The 24,244-nt window shown below is 55.4% G+C and carries 19 protein-coding genes and 1 rRNA gene; 6 read left to right on the forward strand and 14 right to left on the reverse strand.

What is annotated here, in order from left to right; all coding sequences use genetic code 11:
* Positions 1 to 43 precede the first annotated feature (43 nt).
* The gene (gene psiE / locus AC2FAP_RS21360; protein WP_020882851.1) at positions 44 to 454 is read right to left on the reverse strand and encodes a phosphate-starvation-inducible protein PsiE; all 411 of its coding nucleotides are present in this window, start codon (positions 452 to 454) and stop codon (positions 44 to 46) included.
* A 129-nt stretch (positions 455 to 583) separates the two neighbouring features.
* Here psiE and AC2FAP_RS21365 point away from each other — a divergent pair, with 129 nt between their 5' ends.
* The gene (locus AC2FAP_RS21365) at positions 584 to 1,099 is read left to right on the forward strand and encodes a GNAT family N-acetyltransferase (protein ID WP_047366137.1); all 516 of its coding nucleotides are present in this window, start codon (positions 584 to 586) and stop codon (positions 1,097 to 1,099) included.
* An 8-nt stretch (positions 1,100 to 1,107) separates the two neighbouring features.
* On the forward strand, positions 1,108 to 1,563 hold the full coding sequence (locus AC2FAP_RS21370) for an acyltransferase (RefSeq protein WP_020882853.1): 456 nt from the start codon (positions 1,108 to 1,110) through the stop codon (positions 1,561 to 1,563).
* A gap of 38 nt (positions 1,564 to 1,601) precedes the next feature.
* On the opposite strand, the gene AC2FAP_RS21375 is transcribed toward AC2FAP_RS21370, so the two are convergent.
* From AC2FAP_RS21375 to pgi, 5 genes are all read right to left on the reverse strand, one after another.
* Positions 1,602 to 3,698, reverse strand: coding sequence for a YjbH domain-containing protein (locus tag AC2FAP_RS21375; RefSeq protein WP_014168189.1), 2,097 nt, complete (start codon positions 3,696 to 3,698; stop codon positions 1,602 to 1,604).
* On the reverse strand, positions 3,698 to 4,438 hold the full coding sequence (locus tag AC2FAP_RS21380) for a capsule biosynthesis GfcC family protein (RefSeq protein WP_449541548.1): 741 nt from the start codon (positions 4,436 to 4,438) through the stop codon (positions 3,698 to 3,700). The genes AC2FAP_RS21375 and AC2FAP_RS21380 overlap by 1 nt, the downstream gene beginning before the upstream one ends.
* Entirely contained in the window at positions 4,432 to 5,070 is a 639-nt protein-coding gene (locus tag AC2FAP_RS21385) for a YjbF family lipoprotein (RefSeq protein WP_025206403.1), read from the reverse strand. Before AC2FAP_RS21385 ends, AC2FAP_RS21380 begins: the two co-directional genes overlap by 7 nt.
* A gap of 118 nt (positions 5,071 to 5,188) precedes the next feature.
* Complete coding sequence (gene yjbE, locus AC2FAP_RS21390) at positions 5,189 to 5,431, reverse strand: exopolysaccharide production protein YjbE (RefSeq protein ID WP_014168186.1); 243 nt, start codon at positions 5,429 to 5,431, stop codon at positions 5,189 to 5,191.
* A 367-nt stretch (positions 5,432 to 5,798) separates the two neighbouring features.
* Positions 5,799 to 7,448 carry a glucose-6-phosphate isomerase gene (gene pgi, locus AC2FAP_RS21395; RefSeq protein ID WP_025206404.1) on the reverse strand — a complete coding sequence of 550 codons (1,650 nt, stop codon included), beginning with the start codon at positions 7,446 to 7,448 and terminating at the stop codon, positions 5,799 to 5,801.
* 375 nt (positions 7,449 to 7,823) lie between these two features.
* On the opposite strand from pgi, the gene lysC reads away from it, so the two are divergent.
* From lysC to AC2FAP_RS21410, 3 genes are all read left to right on the forward strand, one after another.
* A complete protein-coding gene (gene lysC, locus AC2FAP_RS21400; protein ID WP_014168184.1) occupies positions 7,824 to 9,173 on the forward strand; it encodes a lysine-sensitive aspartokinase 3 in 1,350 nt (449 codons plus the stop codon).
* A 92-nt stretch (positions 9,174 to 9,265) separates the two neighbouring features.
* Positions 9,266 to 10,210 carry a ketopantoate/pantoate/pantothenate transporter PanS gene (gene panS, locus AC2FAP_RS21405; RefSeq protein WP_014168183.1) on the forward strand — a complete coding sequence of 315 codons (945 nt, stop codon included), beginning with the start codon at positions 9,266 to 9,268 and terminating at the stop codon, positions 10,208 to 10,210.
* Between the two features lie 50 nt (positions 10,211 to 10,260).
* Positions 10,261 to 10,533: a YjbD family protein gene (locus tag AC2FAP_RS21410; protein ID WP_014168182.1), complete on the forward strand. Its 273-nt coding sequence runs from the start codon at positions 10,261 to 10,263 to the stop codon at positions 10,531 to 10,533.
* Here the strand turns inward: AC2FAP_RS21410 and rluF are convergent, their stop codons facing one another.
* The 3 genes from rluF to metH all read right to left on the reverse strand — a co-directional run bounded on the left by rluF (position 10,534) and on the right by metH (position 16,967).
* The gene (rluF, locus tag AC2FAP_RS21415) at positions 10,534 to 11,403 is read right to left on the reverse strand and encodes a 23S rRNA pseudouridine(2604) synthase RluF (protein ID WP_086462946.1); all 870 of its coding nucleotides are present in this window, start codon (positions 11,401 to 11,403) and stop codon (positions 10,534 to 10,536) included.
* A gap of 134 nt (positions 11,404 to 11,537) precedes the next feature.
* On the reverse strand, positions 11,538 to 13,169 hold the full coding sequence (locus AC2FAP_RS21420; protein WP_020882860.1) for a Na/Pi cotransporter family protein: 1,632 nt from the start codon (positions 13,167 to 13,169) through the stop codon (positions 11,538 to 11,540).
* A 114-nt stretch (positions 13,170 to 13,283) separates the two neighbouring features.
* On the reverse strand, positions 13,284 to 16,967 hold the full coding sequence (gene metH / locus AC2FAP_RS21425; protein WP_449541540.1) for a methionine synthase: 3,684 nt from the start codon (positions 16,965 to 16,967) through the stop codon (positions 13,284 to 13,286).
* 194 nt (positions 16,968 to 17,161) lie between these two features.
* Here metH and iclR point away from each other — a divergent pair, with 194 nt between their 5' ends.
* Positions 17,162 to 17,989 carry a glyoxylate bypass operon transcriptional repressor IclR gene (gene iclR, locus AC2FAP_RS21430; protein WP_020882862.1) on the forward strand — a complete coding sequence of 276 codons (828 nt, stop codon included), beginning with the start codon at positions 17,162 to 17,164 and terminating at the stop codon, positions 17,987 to 17,989.
* Between the two features lie 43 nt (positions 17,990 to 18,032).
* On the opposite strand, the gene aceK is transcribed toward iclR, so the two are convergent.
* The 5 genes from aceK to rrf all read right to left on the reverse strand — a co-directional run.
* The gene (aceK, locus tag AC2FAP_RS21435) at positions 18,033 to 19,760 is read right to left on the reverse strand and encodes a bifunctional isocitrate dehydrogenase kinase/phosphatase (RefSeq protein ID WP_449541539.1); all 1,728 of its coding nucleotides are present in this window, start codon (positions 19,758 to 19,760) and stop codon (positions 18,033 to 18,035) included.
* 88 nt (positions 19,761 to 19,848) lie between these two features.
* Positions 19,849 to 21,153, reverse strand: a complete 1,305-nt coding sequence (aceA, locus tag AC2FAP_RS21440; RefSeq protein ID WP_020882864.1) for an isocitrate lyase — start codon at positions 21,151 to 21,153, stop codon at positions 19,849 to 19,851.
* A gap of 31 nt (positions 21,154 to 21,184) precedes the next feature.
* Positions 21,185 to 22,786: a malate synthase A gene (aceB, locus tag AC2FAP_RS21445; RefSeq protein ID WP_032681929.1), complete on the reverse strand. Its 1,602-nt coding sequence runs from the start codon at positions 22,784 to 22,786 to the stop codon at positions 21,185 to 21,187.
* Between the two features lie 270 nt (positions 22,787 to 23,056).
* Entirely contained in the window at positions 23,057 to 23,986 is a 930-nt protein-coding gene (gene metA, locus AC2FAP_RS21450) for a homoserine O-acetyltransferase MetA (protein ID WP_025206409.1), read from the reverse strand.
* A 178-nt stretch (positions 23,987 to 24,164) separates the two neighbouring features.
* Positions 24,165 to 24,244, reverse strand: a 5S ribosomal RNA gene (rrf, locus tag AC2FAP_RS21455); the annotation flags it as partial.

Raw genomic sequence — 24,244 nt, forward strand, 5'->3', positions numbered from 1 at the left:
CAACTTGTGACTGTTGTTAGGCGGCCTCCGGGCCGCCATTTTTTTATTCCCGTTTCAGCCGTTTCGAATTGCACAGCCAGAGCGTGATCACCAGCAGCAGGATCGCCGCCGAATAGATCAGTACGTCGAGCGGGGAGGTATGATCCACGATGATCAGCCGCACAATCGCGGTGATCCCGATGTAAACAAAATAGCGTAGCGGGAAGTGAAAGCCCGACTGGAAATACTTCACAATCAGCGCGATAAATTCAAAGTAGAGAAAGTAGACCACCAGGCCTTCCACCAGCTCATATTTGCTGGTTTGTTCAGGGGCGAACAGCACATCCGCCAGATGCACCGTCTCTTTTCCCAAAAAGACGACCAGTATCAGGCCAAGGCTCAGCAGACCGAGGTTCAGCACGGTCTGGAGGATTGTTGAGATAAACTCAACACGCGGGCGAGTCAGGGATGTCATAGAGCACCTCATTCTCCAGGGCGAGGTTCCTGTATAACGCAAAAATGTGACGGTGATCTATATTTTTTGTTTATATTATGTTCAGCGCTGTGGCATGTTGCACTGTGACACGCTTATTTCGACGAAGGGATGATGAAATTAACCATTCAACGCGCCACCGTGGATGATGCAAAACAGCTGAGTGAAATGGGGTATGCCAGCTACCGGCATCACTTTGGGCATCTATGGGAAAGCCAGACAGAGCTTGCCGCCTTTCTTGAGCAGGAATACGCACCGCAGGCGATAGCAGACAGCCTGATGCAGCCGGGCACTTACTGGCTCATTGCCAGCGCACAAATACCAGTCGGATTCGCAAAATTCTCAACCCAGCAGACCATCGAGCCCGAGGGGCTGTCGGGTACGCTCCTGCATAAACTCTATTTATTGCCGGATGCCACAGGACACCGCTACGGCGAGCAACTCCTTGCGGAAGTGATTCGCCAGGCAAAAGCCTGTTCGGAAAATCTGCTGTGGCTGGAAGTCCTCGAAAAGAACCCTCGCGCACGCCGGTTTTACGAAGCGCAGGGGCTGAAACATGTCAAAGACACCCTCTTCGTCACTGCGGCGCAAACCAGCACCCTCCATATTATGTCGATGCCAGTCTAAGGAGATGTATGCCAGAGCAACGCCAGGCGGCTATTCGTCATGTTGTCTGCGGCGAAAACGTCGTCATTTACGAACCCGCGAATCTTTATGAGTGTTCGCTGGGCGATAACGTCTTTATCGGCCCGTTTGTTGAAATCCAGGCTAACTCGCACATCGGTGCTGACAGCAAAATTCAGTCCCATACCTTCATCTGCGAGTACGTCACCGTCGGCGAGCGCTGTTTCATTGGCCATGGGGTGATGTTCGCCAACGATATGTTCCGCGACGGTAAACCCAATGCCGACCGGCGCAGCTGGGGACACATTCGCGTGGGCAACGACGTTTCAATCGGCAGCGGGGCCACCATTCTGGCTGTCTCAATTTGTGATGGGGCGGTGATTGGGGCGGGAAGCGTGGTGACAAAGTCCATCACCGAGAAAGGGGTTTACGCCGGGAACCCGGCGAGACTGTTGCGGCGTTTGTAAGGTGCCCGGCAGGCGTAACGCTACCGGGCACTCACGCATCATCTGAAGTTGATGTTCTTATCGCTGGTCATGTCGTACAGCTGGAATTTACGACCCAGCTGCTGACCACCGTCACGCGTCAGCGGCGTCCAGCCAATTGCCGCACGGCTGCGGGTTGGGCCTGACGAGAACAGATCCAGCGGAATGGAGACGTACACGCCTTTGGTGAAGTCCCCTTCCCCGTACTCGTCCGGCGAGACGTTAGTGATCGTGGCATAGCCACCGACCACCACACCGCTGTCGAAGTGTTTAGAGATATCCAGCGTGCCGCCTTTATCCCCCGCCAGATACTGACCAACGCTGGCTTTCACCAGTACGTCCGGGGCAAACGACGGCGTCCAGTAGGCCGTCAGATGGCCGGTTTTAACGCTGTAGTCGGTGAACTTCATCATGTCCTGCGCGCTGCGCCAGTCACGCTGTTTCACGTAGTTGGCATCAAGACCGAACGCCCAGTTACTGTCTACCGGACGGTAGAGCACTTCAGCCCCCGCGCCGCCAAACATCGTTTCCAGATAACCGCCGTAAACCTGGCCGTAGAAACCGTTACCAAAGTACTGGAAGTAGTTGGCCTGCAGGTTGTTTACGTAAGCGTCGTTCTGCACATATTCACGTACGCGAGTACGCACGCGCGGCAGCTTCGAGTCGTTCGGCGGGTTGGTATAGTTAAACTTGTCGTAGTTGTTGGCAAGGTTACCGAACAGGCTGCCGGTGGTCAGCAGGTGGTCGGTGACCCACAGATCCGCCGTCGCCATGACGCCCAGCTGATACATGTAGAAGTTTTCTGGCCCACCAACAGACTGGTTCAGCACCGGATCGATATGGAAATCAAAGCGCGACTTATCGATATACCAGCCCTGCTCGGTGGTGTCTGGCACCACTGGCTCAACGCGTTTTTGCACCAGTTCGGTTTCATGCCCCAGCGGTTCGCCTTCCAGATGGCGCTTAAGGCTGGCGACATCCGTTTCCGTCGTGACCTGCGGCATGTTCAGACGGTTTTCGGTCACGCGGATCGTGCTGATCCCGTCCGGCAGATCGTTCATGATGATCCGGTTGGCACGTTCGATCCCTTCCCGCGAGTCGCGGTATTTCACCTGCTCGCCGGTCACGTACAGCGTATCGCCTTTCACCTGAATCTTCGGATCCGCCAGACCGGCGTTGTATTTCAGCAGGGTCAGCTGGTTCGCCACGACGGAGTGCTGCAGAATGGCATCCTGCGGCTCCGGCTGGTAGGCAGGGCGCGCGTTGTCGTTGTAGTGTGGCCGCATATCGTTAAAGTTGGTACGCAGCGTCACGCCAAACATCACGGTATTGCCACGCTCATAGCTGAGGTTAACGTCAGCCCAGTCAGCCACACGGTAAATGGCACCGACGTTAAATTTGCTCTTCTGCTCAATCTTGCCGGCGAAATCCTGTGAATAGTCATTCCCTTCGTATTCCAGTTTCAGGCGCAGCGGCTGCCAGGGCGTCTGGTACTCTACGCCGCCAAACAGCGAGGCCGGGCCGTGGAACATCTGGTCGCCGTTGATGGAGCCTGCTTTCTGATAGCTATTATCGCGATAGCAATATTTGTCGCTGTAGGAGCAGAACGGGTTTTTCACGTTGCCGCTGGTGCCCAGATACCCCCAGCCGAGACCGAGTGAGAAATCAAACGGTCCCCAGGCTTTGCTGGCCACCACGTATTCCGCATCAAACAGACCGGTACCGCCGATATCCCTGGCGCCAACGGAGACCTGCGGCATCCAGTAACTCTCTTCCCACAGACGCAGCTTCACGTCGAACGCTTTATCTTTGTAGGTCTGATCGCCGGAGAAGGACTCGACGCTGCTGTACCGTTTGGTGCGCACGTCAGTGTAGCGCAGCGTGGTTTCGAGCCACGGAAACAGCTGTACAGCGGCGGAGTAGTAGCGATACTGATCGTTATCACGGTAGTTGAGGCTGATTTCCCCTTCCCGCGCCATGCGCGCGGTAGGCGTTTGCAGTAAACCGACGCCGCCGAAGTCTGACTGAGACGGGCCAATGGGTGCCGGATACGTTTCTGCATGGCAGGCGGCACTCACGCACAACGCCAGCATGCTATAGAGATAGGTTCTTTTCATTATTCCGGTATCCGCTGTTTCAGGGAGTGAAGGATATCGGCGTTCAGCCCGTCATATGTCTTCGTCCAGAAATGGTCGGCAAAACCGACAAAAATGACGCTGCCTGGCATCGGTTCGATATGGCGTTTATTCCAGTAGGCTACCGGTGCTTTCTGCGTTTGGCCGTCCGGGTACACCACCCATGCGTAGCTCTTATCCGCACCGCTCAACAAATTTTGTTCATCGAGATAGCTCGCCACATCGCGACCCGGCATAAACGGCTTATTACCCGGACTGCTGACAAGCCCGAACACGGTAATGGTAGAAGGCTGAACAGGTAGCCAGAGCGTGTACTCGCCTTCCAGTGACGGGTTAGCCGTTTCCGCGACGCGAACGTGGTCCGGATCGAGATTGACCGGCAACCGTCCGGTGACCTTCAGCGCCTTAAGCTGCTGGCGAAGGCTGTTAATGGCCGCCGCGTCGTCACCCTCTTCCTGCTCCGCCAGCCCTGTCAGCCTGGTGAGCAGCGCGTTATGTTGTTGCTCCGCCACCACCGTCGCCTGTCGTTCACTGATGACCGCACCCGGCCACCAGCTGTTCGCCAGCCTTGGCTGGCCGACGAGATCGATCAAGTGTCCGGCGTTGGCCAATGTTTTAGGCTTCGTATTGTCCTGCGTATAGACTTTCACCGTCCCGGCAGACCATGCGAGCGGCGTAGCAAAGCTTGCGATCAGCGCAACGCGAATTAGTGTTTTCATGATTTCGCGGCCTTGATCAGCGTGGTTTTGACCGGGAAGAATCCGGCACCCAGATACTGTAACGACTGGCGTATCTGGCCGTCATCGTCCACCCAGAAGCGGTTATGCCAGGTTGCCTGATCGGTAGTGACCTCTTCATCCAGCACGCGAACCCGGGTTTCGTCGCTGCCCACGTTGACGCTGTCCGTGCCATCCCAGCGGAAGGTGGAGCGGGCGGTGGCATAGCGAACCTGCTTGTGTTCGGTCCAGCCCATCGTGCGGGTCCAGCTTGCCCCGTCGGTTATCTGGTTCGGCTTGTTCAGCGGATCGGCGGCGAGATTGTTGACTTCAAGCAGGTTGTCGCCCCCGAGCAGGGTTTTCACGATACGGCTGTGCTGCGTTACGATGGTGGCCTGATCCTGCGTCACCCATTTCTGCTGCCCGTTTTCATCGAAAGCGAGCACCACAAACAGCTGTGGGCCATCGTTGAGCTGCATGTACTGACTGGCATAGGGCATGTTCTGAAGTTCGTCATCGGTCAGATGCACGCCCGGCGTACCGAACATGCTTTCCCACAGTGAATGGCCCAGCCCTTTGGTGGTGGCCGAGCATGCCTGCAAAAGCAGACAAATCAGGATGATCCCAGGTCGCTTCACGACTCTTCTCCGCATTATTGCCGGGTGATGCTGCGCTTACCCGGTCTACAGGTCCCGAAGGCTACTGAAAAGCCAGAATAACCACACCGAAGTGTGGTTATGATTAAAACACCCGTTATTACTGGGTGCTGGTGGTCGTGGTGGTCGTGGTTCCGGTATTGGAGCCATCACCGCCACCGGTTGCCGCCAGGGCGACACCCACGGCTGAACTTACGGTGCTGGCGCTGGACGCGGTAGAAATCCCCGCAGACGCAGACGTCGCAGCCGAACCTGCCGCTTCTCCGACCTGAACCGGAGCCGCATTAACAGATGTCGCCGCAAGCGCAGATATGGCGAAAATGCCATACAGTACTTTCTTCATAAGAATTTCCCTTCATTTAATGAATGGAGATTTGCCCAAAAAGAATTTCAGGCGGATTCGAGTATACACAACTAAAGGTGAGGGTTTGCCGTAGGGGTAAATAGAAGAAGGGTTTTCGGACAATTGGATAAAATGGAAACAAAAGGACGATTAGATAATAATATAACTTATATAAATCAATGAAATAGAATTAGAACTCGTGATGGTAATTATCCGTATTTTCCTAAAATAAACCGCAGCAATTAACAGGTTAACGACTATTTTCAGATTAAACTCACTGCCGGAATTTGAGTTTAATAACAGACATCAGGAATTATCCGATAAAAAAATGCCGGCATTTCGCCGGCACTTTTTCATGACACTTTAATTACGCGCGCCATGCTTTATAACGGTTGATCAGACCATTTGTGGAGCTGTCGTGGCTGTTAATCGCGTTATCGTCACCCAGTTCAGGCAGGATACGGTTTGCCAGCTGTTTACCCAGCTCAACGCCCCACTGGTCAAAGGTGAAGATGTTCAGGATAGCGCCCTGAGTGAAGATCTTATGCTCGTACAGGGCAATCAGCGCACCCAGGCTGAACGGCGTAATTTCGCGCAGCAGGATGGAGTTGGTTGGACGGTTGCCTTCGAACACTTTGAACGGCACAACGTGGTCCAGCGTGGCCGGATCTTTACCCTGGTCGCGGTATTCCTGCTCAACCACGTCACGAGACTTACCGAACGCCAGCGCTTCAGTCTGTGCGAAGAAGTTAGACAGCAGCTTCGGATGGTGGTCTGACAGCGGGTTATGGGTAATGGCCGGGGCGATGAAATCACACGGGACCATTTTGGTGCCCTGGTGGATCAGCTGATAGAACGCATGCTGGCCGTTAGTGCCTGGCTCGCCCCAGATGATTGGGCCAGTCTGGTAATCCACAGCGTTACCGTTACGGTCAACGTATTTACCGTTGGATTCCATGTTGCCCTGCTGGAAGTAGGCCGCAAAACGGTGCATGTACTGGTCGTATGGCAGAATCGCTTCGGTTTCAGCCCCGAAGAAGTTGTTGTACCAGATACCAATCAGCGCCAGCAGCACAGGCAGGTTTTTCTCAGGTGCGGTGGTGGAGAAGTGTTTATCCATCGCATGCGCGCCGGAGAGCAGCTCAACAAAGTTGTCGAAGCCGACGGAGAGGATGATCGACAGGCCGATAGCGGACCACAGAGAGTAACGACCCCCCACCCAGTCCCAGAACTCGAACATGTTCGCAGTGTCGATACCGAACTCGCTAACGGCTTTCCCGTTGGTCGACAGCGCGGCGAAGTGTTTCGCCACGTGCTTGTTGTCGCCTGCGGTTTTCAGGAACCAGTCGCGCGCGCTGTGGGCGTTGGTCATGGTTTCCTGAGTGGTGAAGGTTTTAGACGCGACCAGGAACAGGGTCGTTTCCGGATTCACGTTCTTCAGCACCTCGGCGATGTGGGTACCATCGACGTTAGAAACAAAGTGCATGTTGAGGTGGTTTTTGTATGGGCGCAGCGCTTCGGTGACCATGAATGGGCCAAGGTCAGACCCGCCGATACCGATGTTAACGACATCCGTAATCGGTTTGCCGGTGTAGCCTTTCCAGCTTCCGGAGATGATCGCTTCAGAGAAAGCTTTCATCTTTTCCAGCACTGCGTTCACTTCCGGCATCACATCTTTGCCGTCAACGACAATCGGAGTATTGCTACGGTTACGCAGCGCCACGTGCAGCACGGCACGGTCTTCGGTGCGGTTGATCTTCTCACCGGAGAACATGGATTTGATGGCGTCGGCCAGCTCAGTCTCTTTCGCCAGATCCTGCAGCTTCGCCAGCGTTTCTTCGGTAATGCGGTTTTTGGAGAAATCCACCAGCATCAGGTCATCGAAGGTCGCGGAGAACTTATTGAAACGATCGGCATCTTTCGCGAACAGGTCCGCGATGGTGACGTCTTTCATTTCATCATAATGTTTCTGTAGTGCCTGCCAGGCAGCGGTCTGCGTTGGGTTGATGTTTTTCATTAGCAATACTCTTCTGATTTGAGAATTGTGACTGCGGTCGATTGTAGCGCCTGCAAATAAAAATTGTGATGGTTTTTATGCCATTGCCCTGGCCTGCATCAAACACAGGTGAAAAGACCCGAAAAGTATAGCTGCTGAAACGCCCTTCAGGGGCGGCGAAATGTCGGTCAAAAGGCGGTAAAAAGGAGCATAAAATATGGCCCTGTTATAAGTCCTTTTACTGAGGGGTACCCCCCCATAAAAAATCCGCATAATCCCAGCATTGACAGGACCTCCCCCACATTTTATTTATAGGGCCGTATTTTGCGCCTGCACCTGTTCTCGTTTCATTCTTGTGCCAAGGTCGCTTTATTCATTCCCTGACACGAGGTTGTTATGACGAGTTTTGTGGTCGCCAAATTTGGCGGCACCAGTGTGGCCGATTACGATGCCATGAACCGCAGCGCCGATGTGGTGCTGGCCGATCCGAATACCCGCCTGGTGGTGCTTTCCGCCTCTGCTGGCGTGACGAACCTGCTGGTTTCTCTGTCTGAAGGACTGGAAGCAACCGAACGTTTCGTTAAGCTGGACGCACTGCGCAAAATTCAGTTCAACATCCTTGAACGTCTGCAGAATCCGAACGTGATCCGTGAGGAAGTGGAACGCCTGCTGGAAAATATCACTACCCTGGCTGAAGCCGCCTCTCTGGCGACCTCCACCGCGCTGACCGATGAACTGGTCAGCCACGGCGAGCTGATGTCCACGCTGCTGTTCGTGGAGATCCTCCGCGAGCGTAACGTCCATGCCCAATGGTTTGACGTGCGTAAAGTCATGCGCACCAGCGATCGCTTTGGCCGTGCCGAGCCGGATGTTGAAATGCTGGCCGAGCTGACCCAGCAGCAGCTGGCTCCGCGCCTGGCAGAAGGAATGGTGATTACTCAGGGCTTTATCGGTAGCGAAGCCAAAGGCCGTACAACAACGCTTGGCCGCGGCGGCAGTGACTATACGGCAGCCCTGCTCGGCGAAGCGCTGCATGCCACCCGTGTGGATATCTGGACTGACGTGCCGGGTATTTACACCACCGACCCGCGCGTGGTCTCTGCGGCGAAACGCATTGATGTGATCGCGTTTGAAGAGGCGGCAGAAATGGCCACCTTCGGCGCGAAAGTATTGCACCCGGCGACGCTGTTGCCGGCCGTGCGCAGCGATATCCCGGTCTTCGTTGGCTCCAGTAAGGATCCCAAAGCAGGCGGTACGCTGGTGTGCAAGAAAACCGAAAACCCGCCATTGTTCCGAGCGCTGGCCCTGCGCCGCCGCCAGACGCTGGTGACGCTGCACAGCCACAATATGCTGCATTCTCGCGGTTTCCTGGCGGAAGTGTTTGGCATCCTCGCGCGCCATAATATCTCCGTGGATTTGATCACCACATCCGAAGTGAGCATCGCGCTGACGCTGGACACCACTGGCTCCACGTCAACCGGCGACACCCTGCTGACGCAGTCGTTACTGATCGAACTCTCTGAGTTGTGCCGCGTAGAAGTGGAAGAAGATCTGGCGCTGGTTGCCATCATCGGCAACAAGCTGTCGCGTGCCTGCGGCGTGGGCAAAGAGGTCTTCGGCGTACTCGACCCGTTCAGCATTCGTATGATTTGCTACGGCGCCTCAAGCTACAACCTCTGCTTCCTGGTGCCAGCCGATCAGGCCGAGCAGGTCGTGCAAAAACTTCATCAGAATTTGTTTGAATAAAATTCGTTAGCACGATAAACAATACCTATAAGCCGGGCACAGACCCGGCTTTTTTATAACTAAACAACACGACAATACTGCAAGGACTATCTATGTTATCCGCCATCACCCGGCTGTTCCCGTTGTGGGCACTGCTGCTTTCCGTACTCGCGTATTACACTCCCACCCACTTTACGGGCATTGGCCCGTGGGTCACGACGCTGCTAATGCTGATTATGCTCGGCATGGGCGTACACCTGAAAATTGACGACTTCAAACGCGTTCTGTCGCGCCCGGCCCCCGTAGCGGCAGGGATTTTCCTGCACTATCTGGTCATGCCGCTTGCGGCCTGGCTGCTGGCCATGGCCTTTAAAATGCCGCCAGATTTATCCGCCGGTATGGTGCTGGTCGGCAGCGTGGCCAGCGGCACGGCATCCAATGTGATGATTTACCTGGCAAAAGGTGATGTGGCGCTCTCGGTGACCATCTCTTCCGTTTCAACGCTGGTGGGCGTGATTGCCACGCCGCTGTTAACGCGTCTGTATGTGGATGCGCAGATTCAGGTAGACGTCATGGGGATGCTGCTCAGTATTCTGCAGATTGTGGTGATCCCGATTGCGCTGGGCCTGGTGATTCACCATCTGTTCCCGCGCGTGGTCAAAGCCGTTGAACCGTACCTGCCTGCCTTCTCGATGGTCTGTATTCTGGCCATCATCAGCGCCGTGGTTGCCGGCTCTGCATCGCACATTGCCTCAGTGGGCTTTGTGGTGATCATCGCGGTGGTGTTGCATAACACCCTTGGTCTTTTGGGCGGTTACTGGGGCGGGAAGCTGTTTGGTTTCGACGAATCTACCTGTCGTACGCTGGCAATCGAAGTGGGGATGCAAAACTCGGGGCTGGCCGCAGCACTGGGCAAGATCTACTTCTCGCCGCTGGCAGCCCTGCCGGGTGCGCTGTTCTCCGTCTGGCATAATCTGTCCGGCTCGCTGCTGGCAGGCTACTGGTCAGGCAAACCCATTAATGAGCCCGCGAAAAAAGATGCAGTGAAACAGGGTTAATTTCCTTCGCTTGCTTTACACTGGAGCCTCCCCTTCAGGAGGCTTCAGCAATGGCTACACCACGTTTGACCCAGAAAGACATGACGGAAGCTGAGCAGCGCGAACTGAAAACGCTCCTCGACCGCGCTCGTATCGCCCATGGCCGCACGCTGACTAACGCCGAAACCAATCAGGTTAAAAAAGAGTACATCGATAAATTGATGGCTCAGCGTGAAACTGAGGCGAAACAAGCCCGCAAGCTGAAAAAAGAGCAGGCTTATAAACCCGATAAAGAAGCGACCTTTTCCTGGTCAGCCAATACCTCACCCCGTGGAAGGCGCTAATTAGCGCCCTTTCTTTTTACGGCCCGGCTGGACGAAGCGTTTGCCCGCAGGCTTGCCGCGGCTTTTCTCTTCTGATGGCGGAGCTTTCACCACCGGGCGCTTAATGGCCTGGGTTTTCGGTTTGGCTTTCGTTTTTGGCTTCGCTTCAGACGATGAATTCTCGATGAGCCTGAACAGCTCAATCAGTTCGTCATCCGTTAAATCACGCCACTCGCCCAGTGGAATACCGGACAGACTCACGTTCATAATGCGCGTACGTTCGAGCTTCACCACGTCATAACCGAAGTGCTCGCACATCCGGCGGATCTGACGGTTTAAGCCCTGCACAAGGGTAATGCGGAAAGCAAACGGCGCCTCTTTCTTCACCTTGCACTTCTTCGTGACGGTCCCCAGAATCGGCACACCTGCGCCCATACCGCGGATAAAGTCGTCCGTGATCGGCTTATTGACCGTGACGATGTACTCTTTCTCGTGGTCGTTACCGGCACGCAGAATTTTGTTCACCAGATCGCCGTGGTTGGTCAGGAAAATCAGCCCCTGTGAGTCTTTATCAAGGCGGCCAATCGGGAAGATACGGCTGCTGTGATTAACGAAATCAACAATGTTGTCCCGCTCGCCGTCTTCCGTGGTACTGACGATGCCAACCGGCTTATTCAACGCGATAAATACCAGGTCTTCCGCATCACGCGGTTCAATGAGCTGACCATTCACTTTGACCACGTCACCGGGGACGACCTGATCACCGATGGTGGCGCGTTTGCCGTTGAGGAACACGTTACCCTGTTCAATGTAACGGTCCGCCTCGCGACGTGAGCAGATCCCGCTCTCGCTAATGTATTTGTTTAATCGTGTTGATTGAGTTGGCAGCATAGTTTCTCCTGTAAAGGCGAAATATACCTTAGGTTTGGGCTGGTAAAAAGATTAGCCGACGGTTACCGGGCATCATGCCCGGCGTAAACCTGCTGGTTTTCAGGTTAACCACCTTATAAAGGCGCTTTCAGAGATTAATATTCATCTCGATCGTCGTCTTCATCCGGCTGCTCCATGACGCTATAAGCGACCGCGCAGAATAACGAGTTGAGACGCTTCATGTCCCCCAGCAACCCCAGGTGCAGGGAGCTGGTTTCAATGCTCTGGACGTTCTGCTGGTGCAGTCGTTCAACGTGGGCGTGCGAGTAGCGCCGGTTGAGGATACGGAAGCGATGTTTGTTACGACGCAAGCGGCGTGCGCTCGGTACGTCGCTGGAGAAGAAGACCAGCATCGCCAGCTTCAGGTTGCTCAGCAACTGCTCGTGCAGCGCCTCCAGCTCCTTCAGGCCTTCAACCGAGAAGGCGCGGCGCGCTGCAAGGGATTTGTCAGCAATTTCACTTCCCATACGCTCAACGATATCCGAGGCCTGCTCGAGGTTAAGCGACATTTCGATGATTTCCGCCCAGCGGCGGGACTCTTCCTCTGCCAGTTCATCCTGCGGAATACGCGCCAGGTAGAGCTTGATGGCGGTATAGAGCACGTTGATATCGTCCGCCAGCCTGCGCAGCTCTTTCTCTTCTCGCGGCTCTCCGTGCATGACCTTTTGCAGCCCTTCAAGCATCGTTTCCATGGCATCGCCCATGCGCAGCGTCTCGCGCGCGGCATTAGCCAGCGCCAGCGCCGGGGTATCCAGCGCGGAAGTGTCCAGATGCTTAGGTTTCAGACGCGCATCCAGCTCCGGTTCATCCCGGATAAGCCGTTCGCAGAAGCGGGCCATGGGTTCAGCAAAAGGCACCATCGCCAGGCAACGCACCAGGTTGTAAAACACGTGGAAATAGATAACCAGCTCAGCCTTCGGTAACGGGAGATTGTCCATCAGGTTGGCCAGCGGATAGACAAACGGCAGAATAATCAGGCTGCCCACCAGCTTAAACAGCAGGCTTCCGAGCGCCACGCGCCGGGCAGCAGCGTTTGCAGCGCTGTTATTGAGCATCGCCAGCAGGCCAGAGCCAAGGTTGGCCCCGATCACCAGACACAGCGCGACCGGGAACGAGATCGCCCCCGCGGCGGTTAACGTCGCCGTCAGCAGCACAGCGGCCAGGCTTGAGTAACTGACGATGGCAAATACCGCGCCGATCAACGCATCCAGCATGATGTCCCCGGTCAGCGAGGCAAAGATGACCTGAACGCCGTTGGCCTCGGTGATGGGGGTCACCGCCTGCACAATCAGCTCCAGCGCCAGCAGGATCAACCCAAGGCCAATCCCCACGCGGCCAAGCTGTCCGGCACGCGTCTGCTTACGGCCAAGGAAGAAGATGACACCGATAAAAATCAGCAGCGGCGACAGCCAGGAGAGATCGAAGGTCAGGATACGCGCCATCAGCGCGGTCCCCACGTCAGCGCCCAGCACAATGACCAGCGCGGGTGCCAGCGCCACCAGATCTTGCGCCACAAACGAGGTCACGAGCAGGGTCGTCGCATTACTGCTCTGCACCAGTGCCGTCACGCCGATGCCCGCGCAGAAGGCGAGCGGCTTCTTCTCAACGCTGCTGCTGAGAACGGTGCGTAAGCGCGCGCCAAAGACGCGCATAACGCCGGTACGGACAATATGCGTGCCCCATACCAGCAGTGCTACTGCGGAAAGCAAGTGTAACAGGGTCAGCACGGAAGGTTCTCCTCCTTATCGTTATACGTTTTTATGATTCAGTATAAGGGTTTAAACGTAAGAAAGAGACAGGGCGCCTAATGAGCGCCCTGTTTGTTGTAAGGAAAAGTGACGTTAGTCAGCGTCGTAGCCTAAATTGGGTGCCAGCCAGCGTTCAACCTCTGAGACACTCATGCCTTTGCGCAGGGCGTAATCTTCAATCTGATCGCGCTGCAGCTGCGCGACGGCGAAGTATTTGCTGTCAGGATGGCTGAAATACCAGCCGGACACCGATGCCCCAGGCCACATGGCGAAAGACTCGGTGAGCTTCATGCCGGTATGGGCTTCTACATCCAGCAATGTCCAGATAGTGCCCTTTTCGGTGTGTTCCGGGCAGGCTGGATAGCCCGGAGCCGGACGAATCCCCTGGTAGTTTTCGCGGATCAGCTCCTCGTTGCTGAGGTTCTCATTGGCCGCGTAGCCCCAGTGTACCTTGCGCACGCGCTCGTGGAGATACTCAGCGAAGGCTTCCGCCAGACGATCGGCAATCGCTTTCACCATGATTTTATTGTAATCATCGTGCTGCGCGTCGAACGCCTCCGCCAGCGCATCTTCCTCAAGACCCCCGGTCACGGCAAACGCCCCGATATAATCCGCTTTCCCGGAAAGCTTCGGTGCAACGAAATCGGCCAGGCAGTAGTTAGCAAAGCCCACTTTCTCGGTTTGCTGGCGCAGATGGCGACTTACTGCCAGCACGTGCGTGCGGGTCTCGTCGCGATAAATTTCGATGTCGTCGCCCACACGGTTCGCCGGGAACAGGCCCACCACGCCGCGCGGATTGAGGCTTTTCTGCGCACTCAACTGGTCAAGCATTTCGTTGGCGTCGTTGAACAGGCGTTTGGCTTCTTCCCCGACCACCTCATCTTCAAGGATGCGGGGATATTTGCCCGCCAGTGACCAGGTCATGAAGAACGGTGTCCAGTCGATGTAGTTACGCAGCGTCTCGATGCTGGCAGTAACGTCCTGAACGCCCAGACGATGCGCCACAGGGGGCGTATAGCTGGCCCAGTCAAACGCCAGATCGTTATCGCGTGCGGCCTGGAGTGTCACCGGCGGCGTCCGCGGTTTCTTACGGCCATGCTGAATACGCACGGTCTCGTACTCTTTGCGGGTACGCGCGACAAAATCATCACGCTGGGTGGCAGACAACAATGCCGACACGACGCCCACGGTACGCGAGGCGTTTTGCACATAAACCGTCGGGCCACTGTAGTTCTGCTCGATTTTCACCGCCGTGTGCGCTTTGGACGTTGTCGCCCCGCCAATCAGCAGTGGAATGGTAAAGCCCTGACGCTCCATCTCTTTCGCCACGTTGACCATCTCGTCCAGCGACGGGGTAATCAGCCCGGAAAGTCCAATCAGGTCAGCATTCACTTCACGCGCGGTTTTGAGGATTTTATCCGCCGGCACCATCACGCCAAGATCGATAATCTCGTAGTTATTACACTGCAGTACGACGCCCACAATGTTCTTACCGATGTCATGCACGTCGCCCTTCACGGTGGCGATCACCATTTTACCGTTGCTGGAGCCTTTCTCTTTGCTGGCTTCGATAAAGGGTTCGAGATAGGCCACCGCCTGCTTCATGACGCGTGCGGATTTCACCACCTGCGGCAGGAACATTTTGCCTTCGCCAAACAGATCGCCGACCACGTTCATGCCGTCCATCAGCGGCCCTTCGATCACTTCAATCGGGCGCGTCGATTGCTGACGTGCTTCTTCGGTGTCCTGTTCAATAAACTCGGTAATTCCCTTAACGAGTGAGTATTCCAGACGTTTTTTCACGTCCCAGGCACGCCACTCCGCCTGCTGAATGTTTACCGATGCATCGGATTTACTGCCGCGGTATTTCTCGGCCAGATCCAGCATGCGCTCGGTGGCGTCATCACGCCGGTTGAGGATCACGTCTTCTACGGCGTCGCGCAGTTCCGCCGGCAGGTCGTCGTAAATGGCCAGCTGTCCGGCGTTAACGATCCCCATGTCCATACCGTTACGGATAGCGTAATAGAGGAACACGGCGTGGATAGCTTCACGCACCGGATCGTTACCGCGGAAGGAGAATGACACGTTCGATACGCCGCCGGAGATCAGCGCATGCGGCAGCTCGCGTTTGATGTCTTCACACGCGCCGATAAAGTCCTGCGCGTAGTTATTGTGCTCTTCAATGCCGGTGGCAACCGCGAAAATGTTCGGGTCGAAGATGATGTCTTCCGGCGGGAAGCCCACCTCTTCGGTCAGAATTTTGTATGCGCGGCGACAAATCTCAATTTTGCGCGCCCGGGTATCGGCCTGGCCCATTTCATCGAAGGCCATCACCACCACGGCGGCACCATAACGGCGCACCATCTTCGCGTGGTGGATAAAGGTATCAACGCCTTCTTTCATCGAGATGGAGTTAACAATGCCTTTACCCTGAATACACTTCAGCCCTTTCTCGATGACTTCCCACTTAGAGGAGTCAATCATGATCGGCACCCGGGCAATGTCCGGCTCACCGGCAATCAGGTTGAGGAAGCGCACCATCGCCGCTTCGGCGTCGAGCATCCCCTCATCCATATTGATGTCGATGATCTGGGCGCCGCTCTCAACCTGCTGGCGGGCCACGTCCAGCGCTTCACTGTACTTCTCTTCTTTAATCAGCCGTTTGAATTTCGCCGAACCGGTCACGTTAGTACGCTCCCCGACGTTCACAAACAGGCTGTCGTCACCGATGGTCAACGGCTCAAGGCCGGCCAAACGGCAGGCAACCGGCAGCGTAGGCAGTTGACGCGGCGGCAGACCCGCCACCGCATTGCTCATCGCGGCAATATGCTCTGGCGTGGTACCGCAGCAACCACCGACGATATTCAGAAAACCGGATTCGGCCCACTCGCGGATTTGCGCCGCCATGGTGTCTGCATCCAGATCGTATTCACCAAAGGCGTTCGGCAGGCCGGCGTTCGGGTGTGCGGTGACATAGCATTCAGCGATGCGCGAAAGTTCCTGCACATACTGGCGCAGCTCATCGGGACCCAGCGCGCAGTTCAGGCCGAAAGAGAGCGCTTCAGCGTGACGCAGGGAGTTGTAAAAAGCTTCTGTGGTCTGGCCGGAGAGGGTACGACCAGAGGCGTCGGTGATGGTACCGGAAATCATGATCGGCAGGTCGACGCCCAGCGCCTCGAACTCCTCTTTCACCGCGTAAATCGCGGCTTTGGCATTGAGGGTGTCGAATACCGTTTCAATCAGGATCAGATCGGAACCGCCTTCCACCAGCGCTTTGGTCGATTCACGATACGCCGCCACCAGCTGATCAAAGCTGATGTTACGAAGGGCCGGGTCGTTCACATCGGGTGAAATCGACGCGGTGCGGTTGGTCGGGCCAAGCACCCCGGCCACGTAGCGCGGTTTGTCCGGCGTACGGGCTGTCCATTCATCAGCGCAGGCGCGGGCCAGCTTTGCCGCGGCAAGGTTTATCTCCGCCGACAGGGATTCCATCTGGTAATCCGCCATGGCGATGGTTGTCGAGTTAAAGGTGTTGGTTTCGACGATATCCGCACCCGCCTCGAAATACGCGTTGTGGATCGCCGAAATGACCTGTGGTTTGCTGAGCACCAGAAGGTCGTTGTTACCTTTGAGGTCGCATGGCCAGTCGGCGAAACGCTCGCCACGGAAATCGTCTTCACTCAGACGATAGCTCTGGATCATGGTACCCATGCCGCCGTCCAGCACCAGAATTCGTTTATTTAACTGCGCACGCAGTTGCTCTACTTTGCTGCTCACACTTGCTCCCGACAACGCTCAACCAGGCCAAAAGGCCAGCAGTCCATACTGGCACAATCTCGCAGGGTGTAAAAGTCACACAGCGGTAACATGAGACATGTTCACTATCACTCATCCGATCAGTCAGGATAACGGTTGCAAAATCACCAAATAAAACGAAAATGATTTCCACGATACAGAAAAAGGAGTTCGTCATGGTCACGACCGTTCCCGCTAAACGCGGCAGAAAACCTGCTGCCACCACCGCCGCCTCTCAGGGCGGACAGGTTCAATCGCTCACGCGCGGTTTGAAGCTGCTGGAATGGATAGCCGAGTCGCACAGCAGCGTGGCCCTGACAGAGCTGGCACAGCAGGCTGGCCTGCCGAACTCAACGACCCATCGACTGTTGACCACGATGCAGCAGCTGGGCTTTGTGCGCCAGGTGGGCGAGCTGGGACACTGGGCGGTGGGCGCACATGCGTTTATCGTCGGCAGCAGCTTCCTGCAGAGCCGCAACCTGCTGGCGATTGTGCACCCTATTCTGCGTAAGCTGATGGAAGATTCCGGCGAGACGGTAAACCTGGCCGTGCTCGACCAGAGCGACCATCAGGCCATTATCATCGACCAGGTACAGTGCACCCAACTGATGCGTATGTCGGCACCGATTGGCGGCAAGTTGCCGATGCATGCCTCCGGGGCGGGGAAAGCGTTTCTGTCGCAGCTCAGCGAAGAGCAGGTCACCGGGCTGCTGCACCGGAAAGGGCTGCACGCCTACACCCACGCCACGCTGGTCTCACCGGTACATCTGAAAGAAGATCTGGCCCTGACCCGCAAGCGCGGCTATTCGTTTGATGACGAGGAGCATGCGTTAGGCCTGCGCTGCATTGCGGCCTGCATCTTTGACGAGCACCGCGAGCCGTTTGCCGCCATTTCGATCTCCGGACCGATTTCCCGTATGACCGATGACCGCGTCACGGAGTTAGGTGCGCTGGTGATTAAGGCGGCGAAAGAGGTCACGCTGGCATATGGCGGGATTCGATAACATCGGGTGCACCTGAATCCCTCTCCCGTCGGGAGAGGGGGCATTACACCGCATACCGGATACAAAACCGTTGTTTGCGGCGATAGGCATACACATCTTCCACATGCCCATTCTTGATGCGCGTCTGCAGGCCCCGCCAGTAGCTGGCACGAAACAGGTCATCATGCATCTCTTCAAACAGTGGCCTGATGCGCGGGTCAGCGCACAGCCAGTGGCGAAACTCCTCAGGAAAGACATCTCCCGGTGAGATGCTGTACCACGGCTCGCCGGACAGTTCATCTTCCGGATAGCGGGGCTTCGGTATATCGCGGAAATTCACCTCAGTCATATAGCAAATTTCATCGTAATCGTAGAACACCACCCGCCCGTGACGGGTGACCCCGAAGTTTTTAAACAGCATGTCGCCCGGGAAGATATTCGCGGCGGCAAGCTGACGGATAGCGTTGCCGTATTCTTCTATGGCATCCCGTAATGCCTGACCTTCGGACTGCTCCAGCCAGATATTAAGTGGGATCATGCGGCGTTCGATATAGAGATGGCTGATGGCAATTTTGTCACCCAGGTCGGTGATTTTCGCCGGCGCTTCCTGCAGTAATAACGCCATTAATGCCGGATCGATCTGCTGCTTATCCAGCACAAAGTTCTCGAACTCCTGGGTGTCCGCCATTCGCCCGACGCGATCGTGCTCTTTAACCAGCTGGTAGCAGGCGCGGACGTGAGCAGCGGTCATCTCCTTCTGCGGCGCGAACGTATCTTTGATGACCTTAAACACCCGATCAAAACCCGGCAGGGTAAAGACCAGCATCACCATGCCGCGAATACCGGGGGCTTCGATAAATTGCTCATCTGCCGTGGTGACATAGCGCAGATATTCCCGATAGCTTTCCGTCTTGGCGTGCTTCTGACAGCCAATGGCCATGTACAGCTCGGCGGTGGTTTTCCCCGGCAGGATCTCGCGCAACCACTCCACCAGAGCAGCAGGCAGCGGGGCATACACCATAAAGTAGGAGCGGGCGAAACCAAAGACAATGCTGGCCTCGGCGCTGGTTGTCAGGCAGGTATCAACAAACAGTTCACCGTCATCGGTACGATGGATGGGTAACAGAAACGGCACAATGGCCGACGGTGTCATCAGTTTACCGACCAGCCAGGCAGCCTTATTACGGTAAAAAAGCTCATTGGCAACCTGCAAATGGCTTTGCCCGAGCACCTCTTCGCCGAAGGTCTCCTTGAGATGCGCAGAGATATAGCCGATATCACGGATTTTATTCTCCCAGGCCAAACGCAGCGGCAAATCCGTTAATACGCGATGCAGGAGCTTTTCCCAGCCGCGATCGGGAAAGAAATCCTTCGCCAGCGGACGCGGAATAGTGCGAAAGCGGCGTTCCGGCTGAGAGCTAAAGATAAATAACCGCTCAGGAGATAATGAGCGGTGGTCAAATAACCGGCAATAGACGGAGTTGAAAAAGCTCTCCGCAATCTCGAAGCGCGGGTAATCTGGTAACAGATGGGTGTAATGCTCCTTCACGCGCAGTAAAAACTCCGCGTCAGGGATTTTGCCGTCGGTAATGCAGCGCAACTGCTCCACCACCAGACCCACATGGTGGTCGTAAAGGTGGATTCGCTGCTTCATGGCCTGCTGAACCGCATGCCAGTCGGCGTGCTCAAAACGCTGCTGCGCGCCAGATGTGACTTCCAGGAAACGTCCGTACTGGGCATCGAAGCCCTGCAGAATAGTTTGGGCAATCAGTAATTCCAGACCACGCGACATTGTTCATGCTCCCTCACCCCGGCCCCCTCCCGACGGGAGAGGGAGTATGTTCACAGGCCCGGTAGCGTGCCACCGGGCGTTACACGGCTCAGAACTGGGCTTCTTCCGTCGATCCCGTTAAGGCGGTGACGGAGGAGGTGCCCCCCTGGATGATAGTGGTCACGTTATCGAAGTAACCGGTCCCGACCTCCTGCTGATGCGAAACGAAGGTATAGCCCTCTTTACCGGCAGCAAATTCCGGCTGCTGCACCTTCTCAACGTAATGCTTCATGCCTTCACCCTGCGCGTAGGCATGCGCCAGGTCGAACATGTTGAACCACATGCTGTGAATGCCAGCCAGCGTGATGAACTGATATTTGTAGCCCATGTCGGACAGTTGCTGCTGGAAGCTGGCGATGGTTTTATCGTCCAGTTTCTTCTGCCAGTTGAAGGACGGCGAGCAGTTATAGGCCAGCAGTTTGCCCGGATATTTGGCGTGGATAGCATCGGCAAAGCGTTTTGCCAGCGCCAGGTCCGGCGTGGAGGTTTCGCACCAGACCAGGTCCGCATACGGTGCATATGCCAGCCCACGGCTGATCGCCTGTTCAATGCCAGCATGGGTACGATAAAACCCTTCGCTGGTGCGTTCACCGGTAATGAACTCGCTGTCGTAAGGATCGCAGTCAGAAGTGATCAGGTCAGCCGCATCCGCATCGGTACGGGCAATCACCAGCGTGGGTACGCCGAGCACGTCAGCCGCCAGACGCGCCGCAACCAGCTTCTGAATCGCTTCCTGGGTTGGGACAAGGACTTTCCCGCCCATGTGTCCGCATTTCTTCACTGACGCCAGCTGGTCTTCGAAGTGAACGGCCGCTGCACCGGCCTCAATCATCGATTTCATCAGCTCAAAGGCGTTCAGCACGCCGCCGAATCCCGCTTCCGCATCCGCGACGATTGGCAGAAAATAATCAATAAAACGCGGATCGTTTGGCTCAATGCCTGCCGCCCACTGGATCTGATCCGCACGGCGGAAGGTGTTGTTGATCCGATCCACCACGGTTGGTACCGAGTTTGCCGGATAGAGCGACTGATCCGGATACATGCTGGAGGCCAGGTTGGCGTCCGCCGCAACCTGCCAGCCGGAAAGATAGATGGCTTCGATGCCGGCTTTCGCCTGCTGCAGGGCCTGGCCGCCAGTCAGCGCGCCGAGGCTATTGATGTAACCTTTTTTGGCACCGCCGTGCAGCAGATCCCACATTTTCGCCGCGCCGCGCTGCGCCAGGGTACATTCCGGATTGACCGAGCCACGCAATTTCACCACCTCTTCCGCGCTATACGGGCGGCGGATGCCTTCCCAGCGAGGTTGGGTCCACTCTTTCTTCAATTCTTCGATTTGTTGGGTACGGGTTTTCATGTGCAGATGCTCCATATTGTTGTGGGGTGAATTACGCCAGGAAGCGGTAGCCCGGCAGGGTCAGGAAGTCGATTAAGTCATCGGATGTGGTGATTTGCTCCATCAGGCGTGCGGCGTCATCAAAACGTCCGCTGCTGAAGCGGTGTTCACCCAGTTCGTCCTGGATCACCCGCATCTCTTCGGCCAGCATCTGACGGAACAGGGATTTGGTCACCGGCTTGCCGTTGCTGAGCGTTTTTTGATGGTGGATCCACTGCCAGATTGAGGTGCGAGAGATTTCGGCGGTAGCGGCATCTTCCATCAGGCCGTATATCGGCACGCAGCCGTTACCGGAGATCCACGCTTCAATGTACTGGACGGCTACGCGGATATTGGCGCGCATGCCCTCTTCCGTACGCTCGCCCGCACACGGTGCCAGCAGGTGTTCTTCAGCCGTTGGGGCATCCTCATCACGCGTCACAAACAGCTGGTTTTTGTTCTCACCGAGTACGCGGTTGAAGACGTCCATTGCCGTATCCGCCAGACCCGGATGCGCGATCCACGTTCCGTCATGGCCATTTCGTGCTTCAAGCTCTTTATCGGCTTTCACCTTGTTGAGCACCTGATTGTTACGTTCAGCATCTTTGCTTGGGATAAATGCCGCCATTCCCCCCATCGCAAAGGCCCCACGCTTGTGGCAGGTCTTAATCAACAGGCGTGAGTAGGCACTCAGGAACGGTTTATCCATGGTGACCACCTGGCGATCCGGCAGTACACGATCGGGATGATTTTTCAGGGTTTTGATGTAGCTGAAGATGTAATCCCAGCGTCCACAGTTCAGCCCAACAATATGGTCGCGCAGCGCATGCAGAATTTCGTTCATCTGGAACACCGCAGGCAGCGTTTCAATCAGCAGGGTGGCTTTAATGGTGCCACGCGGCAGGTTGAAACGATCTTCCGTGAAGCTAAACACTTCACTCCACCAGGCCGCTTCCTGCCAGGCCTGTGTTTTCGGCAGATAGAAATAGGGACCGCTGCCTTTTGCCAGCAGATTCTTGTGGTTGTGGAAGAAATAGAGGGCGAAGTCAAACAGACTGCCCGGAATGGCTTCGCCACGCCAGGTGACATGCTTTTCAGGCAGATGCAGTCCACGTACGCGACAGATCAGAACCGCCGGATTGGGTTTCAGTTGATAGATTTTGCCGGCTTCGTTGGTATAGCTGATGGTGCCATTTACGGCATCGCGCAGATTGATTTGCCCGTCGATAACCTTATGCCAGTCCGGCGCCAGTGAGTCCTCAAAATCTGCCATAAAGACTTTTACGTTCGCGTTCATGGCGTTGATCACCATTTTGCGCTCCACCGGGCCGGTGATTTCGACGCGCCGATCCTGTAAATCATCCGGAATGCCGCGGATTTTCCACTCACCACGGCGAATGGAAGCGGTTTCCGAAATAAACCCAGGCAACTTGCCATCGTCAATTTCCTGCTGCTGATGAATGCGTGCCGCCAGCAGCTTATTGCGCGTTGGCGTAAAGCGGGTCACCAGTTCGGTCAGGAATTCGACAGCGTCTGCTGTCAAAATTTGCTGTTCTTGCTCGCCATGCGGCTGGGTAAAGGCCAGTTCATCGACCGTCGTTGCCTGTTGAGTCATTACTCTGCTCCTCATCAAAGATCCAAAATCACGCCCCCGATGCGAACGAAAGATCGTTGTGTAGTTTTCGCTCAGCAGAATTAAGACTATCTATATTTTTTCCAAAATCAAAAACAATTTCCATTTTAATTATTAAATGCACTTAATACATTGATTAATATGAAATTAAATTTTTATTGTTTGTTGAGTGGTATTTCGGAAATGAAAAAGGCACCCGAAGGTGCCTGATGTGAATAGCTGAAACGCTTTAAGATCGTTTAGTGCAGAAGATTACTCCAGCGTTGGATTCATGTGGCGCAGATCGTATGGCGTGATCTGGTAGACGTAATAGTTGAGCCAGTTAGTAAACAGCAAATTCCCGTGGCTACGCCAGGTGGCTCTCGGTTTGTTCTGTGGATCGTTTTTGGGGAAATAGTTGTACGGAACGTCCGGATTCAGACCGGCTTCAACGTCACGGAAATACTCCGACGCGAGGGTGTACGGATCGTACTCAGGATGGCCGGTAACAAAGGCAATGCGCTTGTCTTTACTGGCAAACAGGTAAGCATCCCCGTCTTCGGTTTCGGCCAGGATATCGAGATCGGTGTAATCACGAATCAGCTGCGCCGGGAAATCGGCGTAGCGCGAGTGTGGGGCCAGGAAGGAGTCATCGAACCCGCGCGTCAACAGGGCATGAGGCTGGACAAGGTGGTGCTCGTAAACACCTGAAAGCTTCTCAGTGCGGGTTTGTTTGGGGATCCCATAGAGGATATTCAGGGCGGCTTGCACCGCCCAACAAACAAACAGCGTGGACGTGACGTGATCTTTAGCCCACTCCAGGACCTGTTTGATCTGCGGCCAGTAGGCAACATCATTAAATTCGACCAGGCCCAGCGGTGCACCGGTCACAATCAGTCCGTCGAAGTTTTCGTCGCGAATGTCGTCGAAGTTACAGTAAAAATTATTCAGATGCTCAGAGGGCGTATTTCGCGACTCACGGGCATCGATTCGCAGCAGCTGGATATCAACCTGCAGCGGCGAGTTCGAAAGCAAACGCAGGAACTGGTTCTCTGTTTCGATCTTTTTCGGCATCAGATTGAGAATAAGCACCTTCAGTGGGCGAATTTCCTGACCTGTAGCGCGTGAAGTCGTCATCACAAAGACGTTTTCATCACGTAAGAAATTGACGGCTGGTAGCTCGTCCTGCACCCGAATCGGCATAACCTCATATCCTCACAGCATACGTATAAACGTTTAGACATCCAGACAGCTAACGATACCCAGAAACAGGCTGAATGTCGAGTCTGCAAGCGGAAGGTGAGAAAGTTTCAAGGAGGAAGTAAGAAGCCCAAAAAGCAAAAAACCCCGCACCATACGGTACGGGGTTTTTTTAATTGATGCCTGGCAGTTCCCTACTCTCGCATGGGGAGACCCCACACTACCATCGGCGCTACGGCGTTTCACTTCTGAGTTCGGCAT

The sequence above is a fragment of the Enterobacter cloacae complex sp. 394I7 genome, from assembly GCF_057320345.1.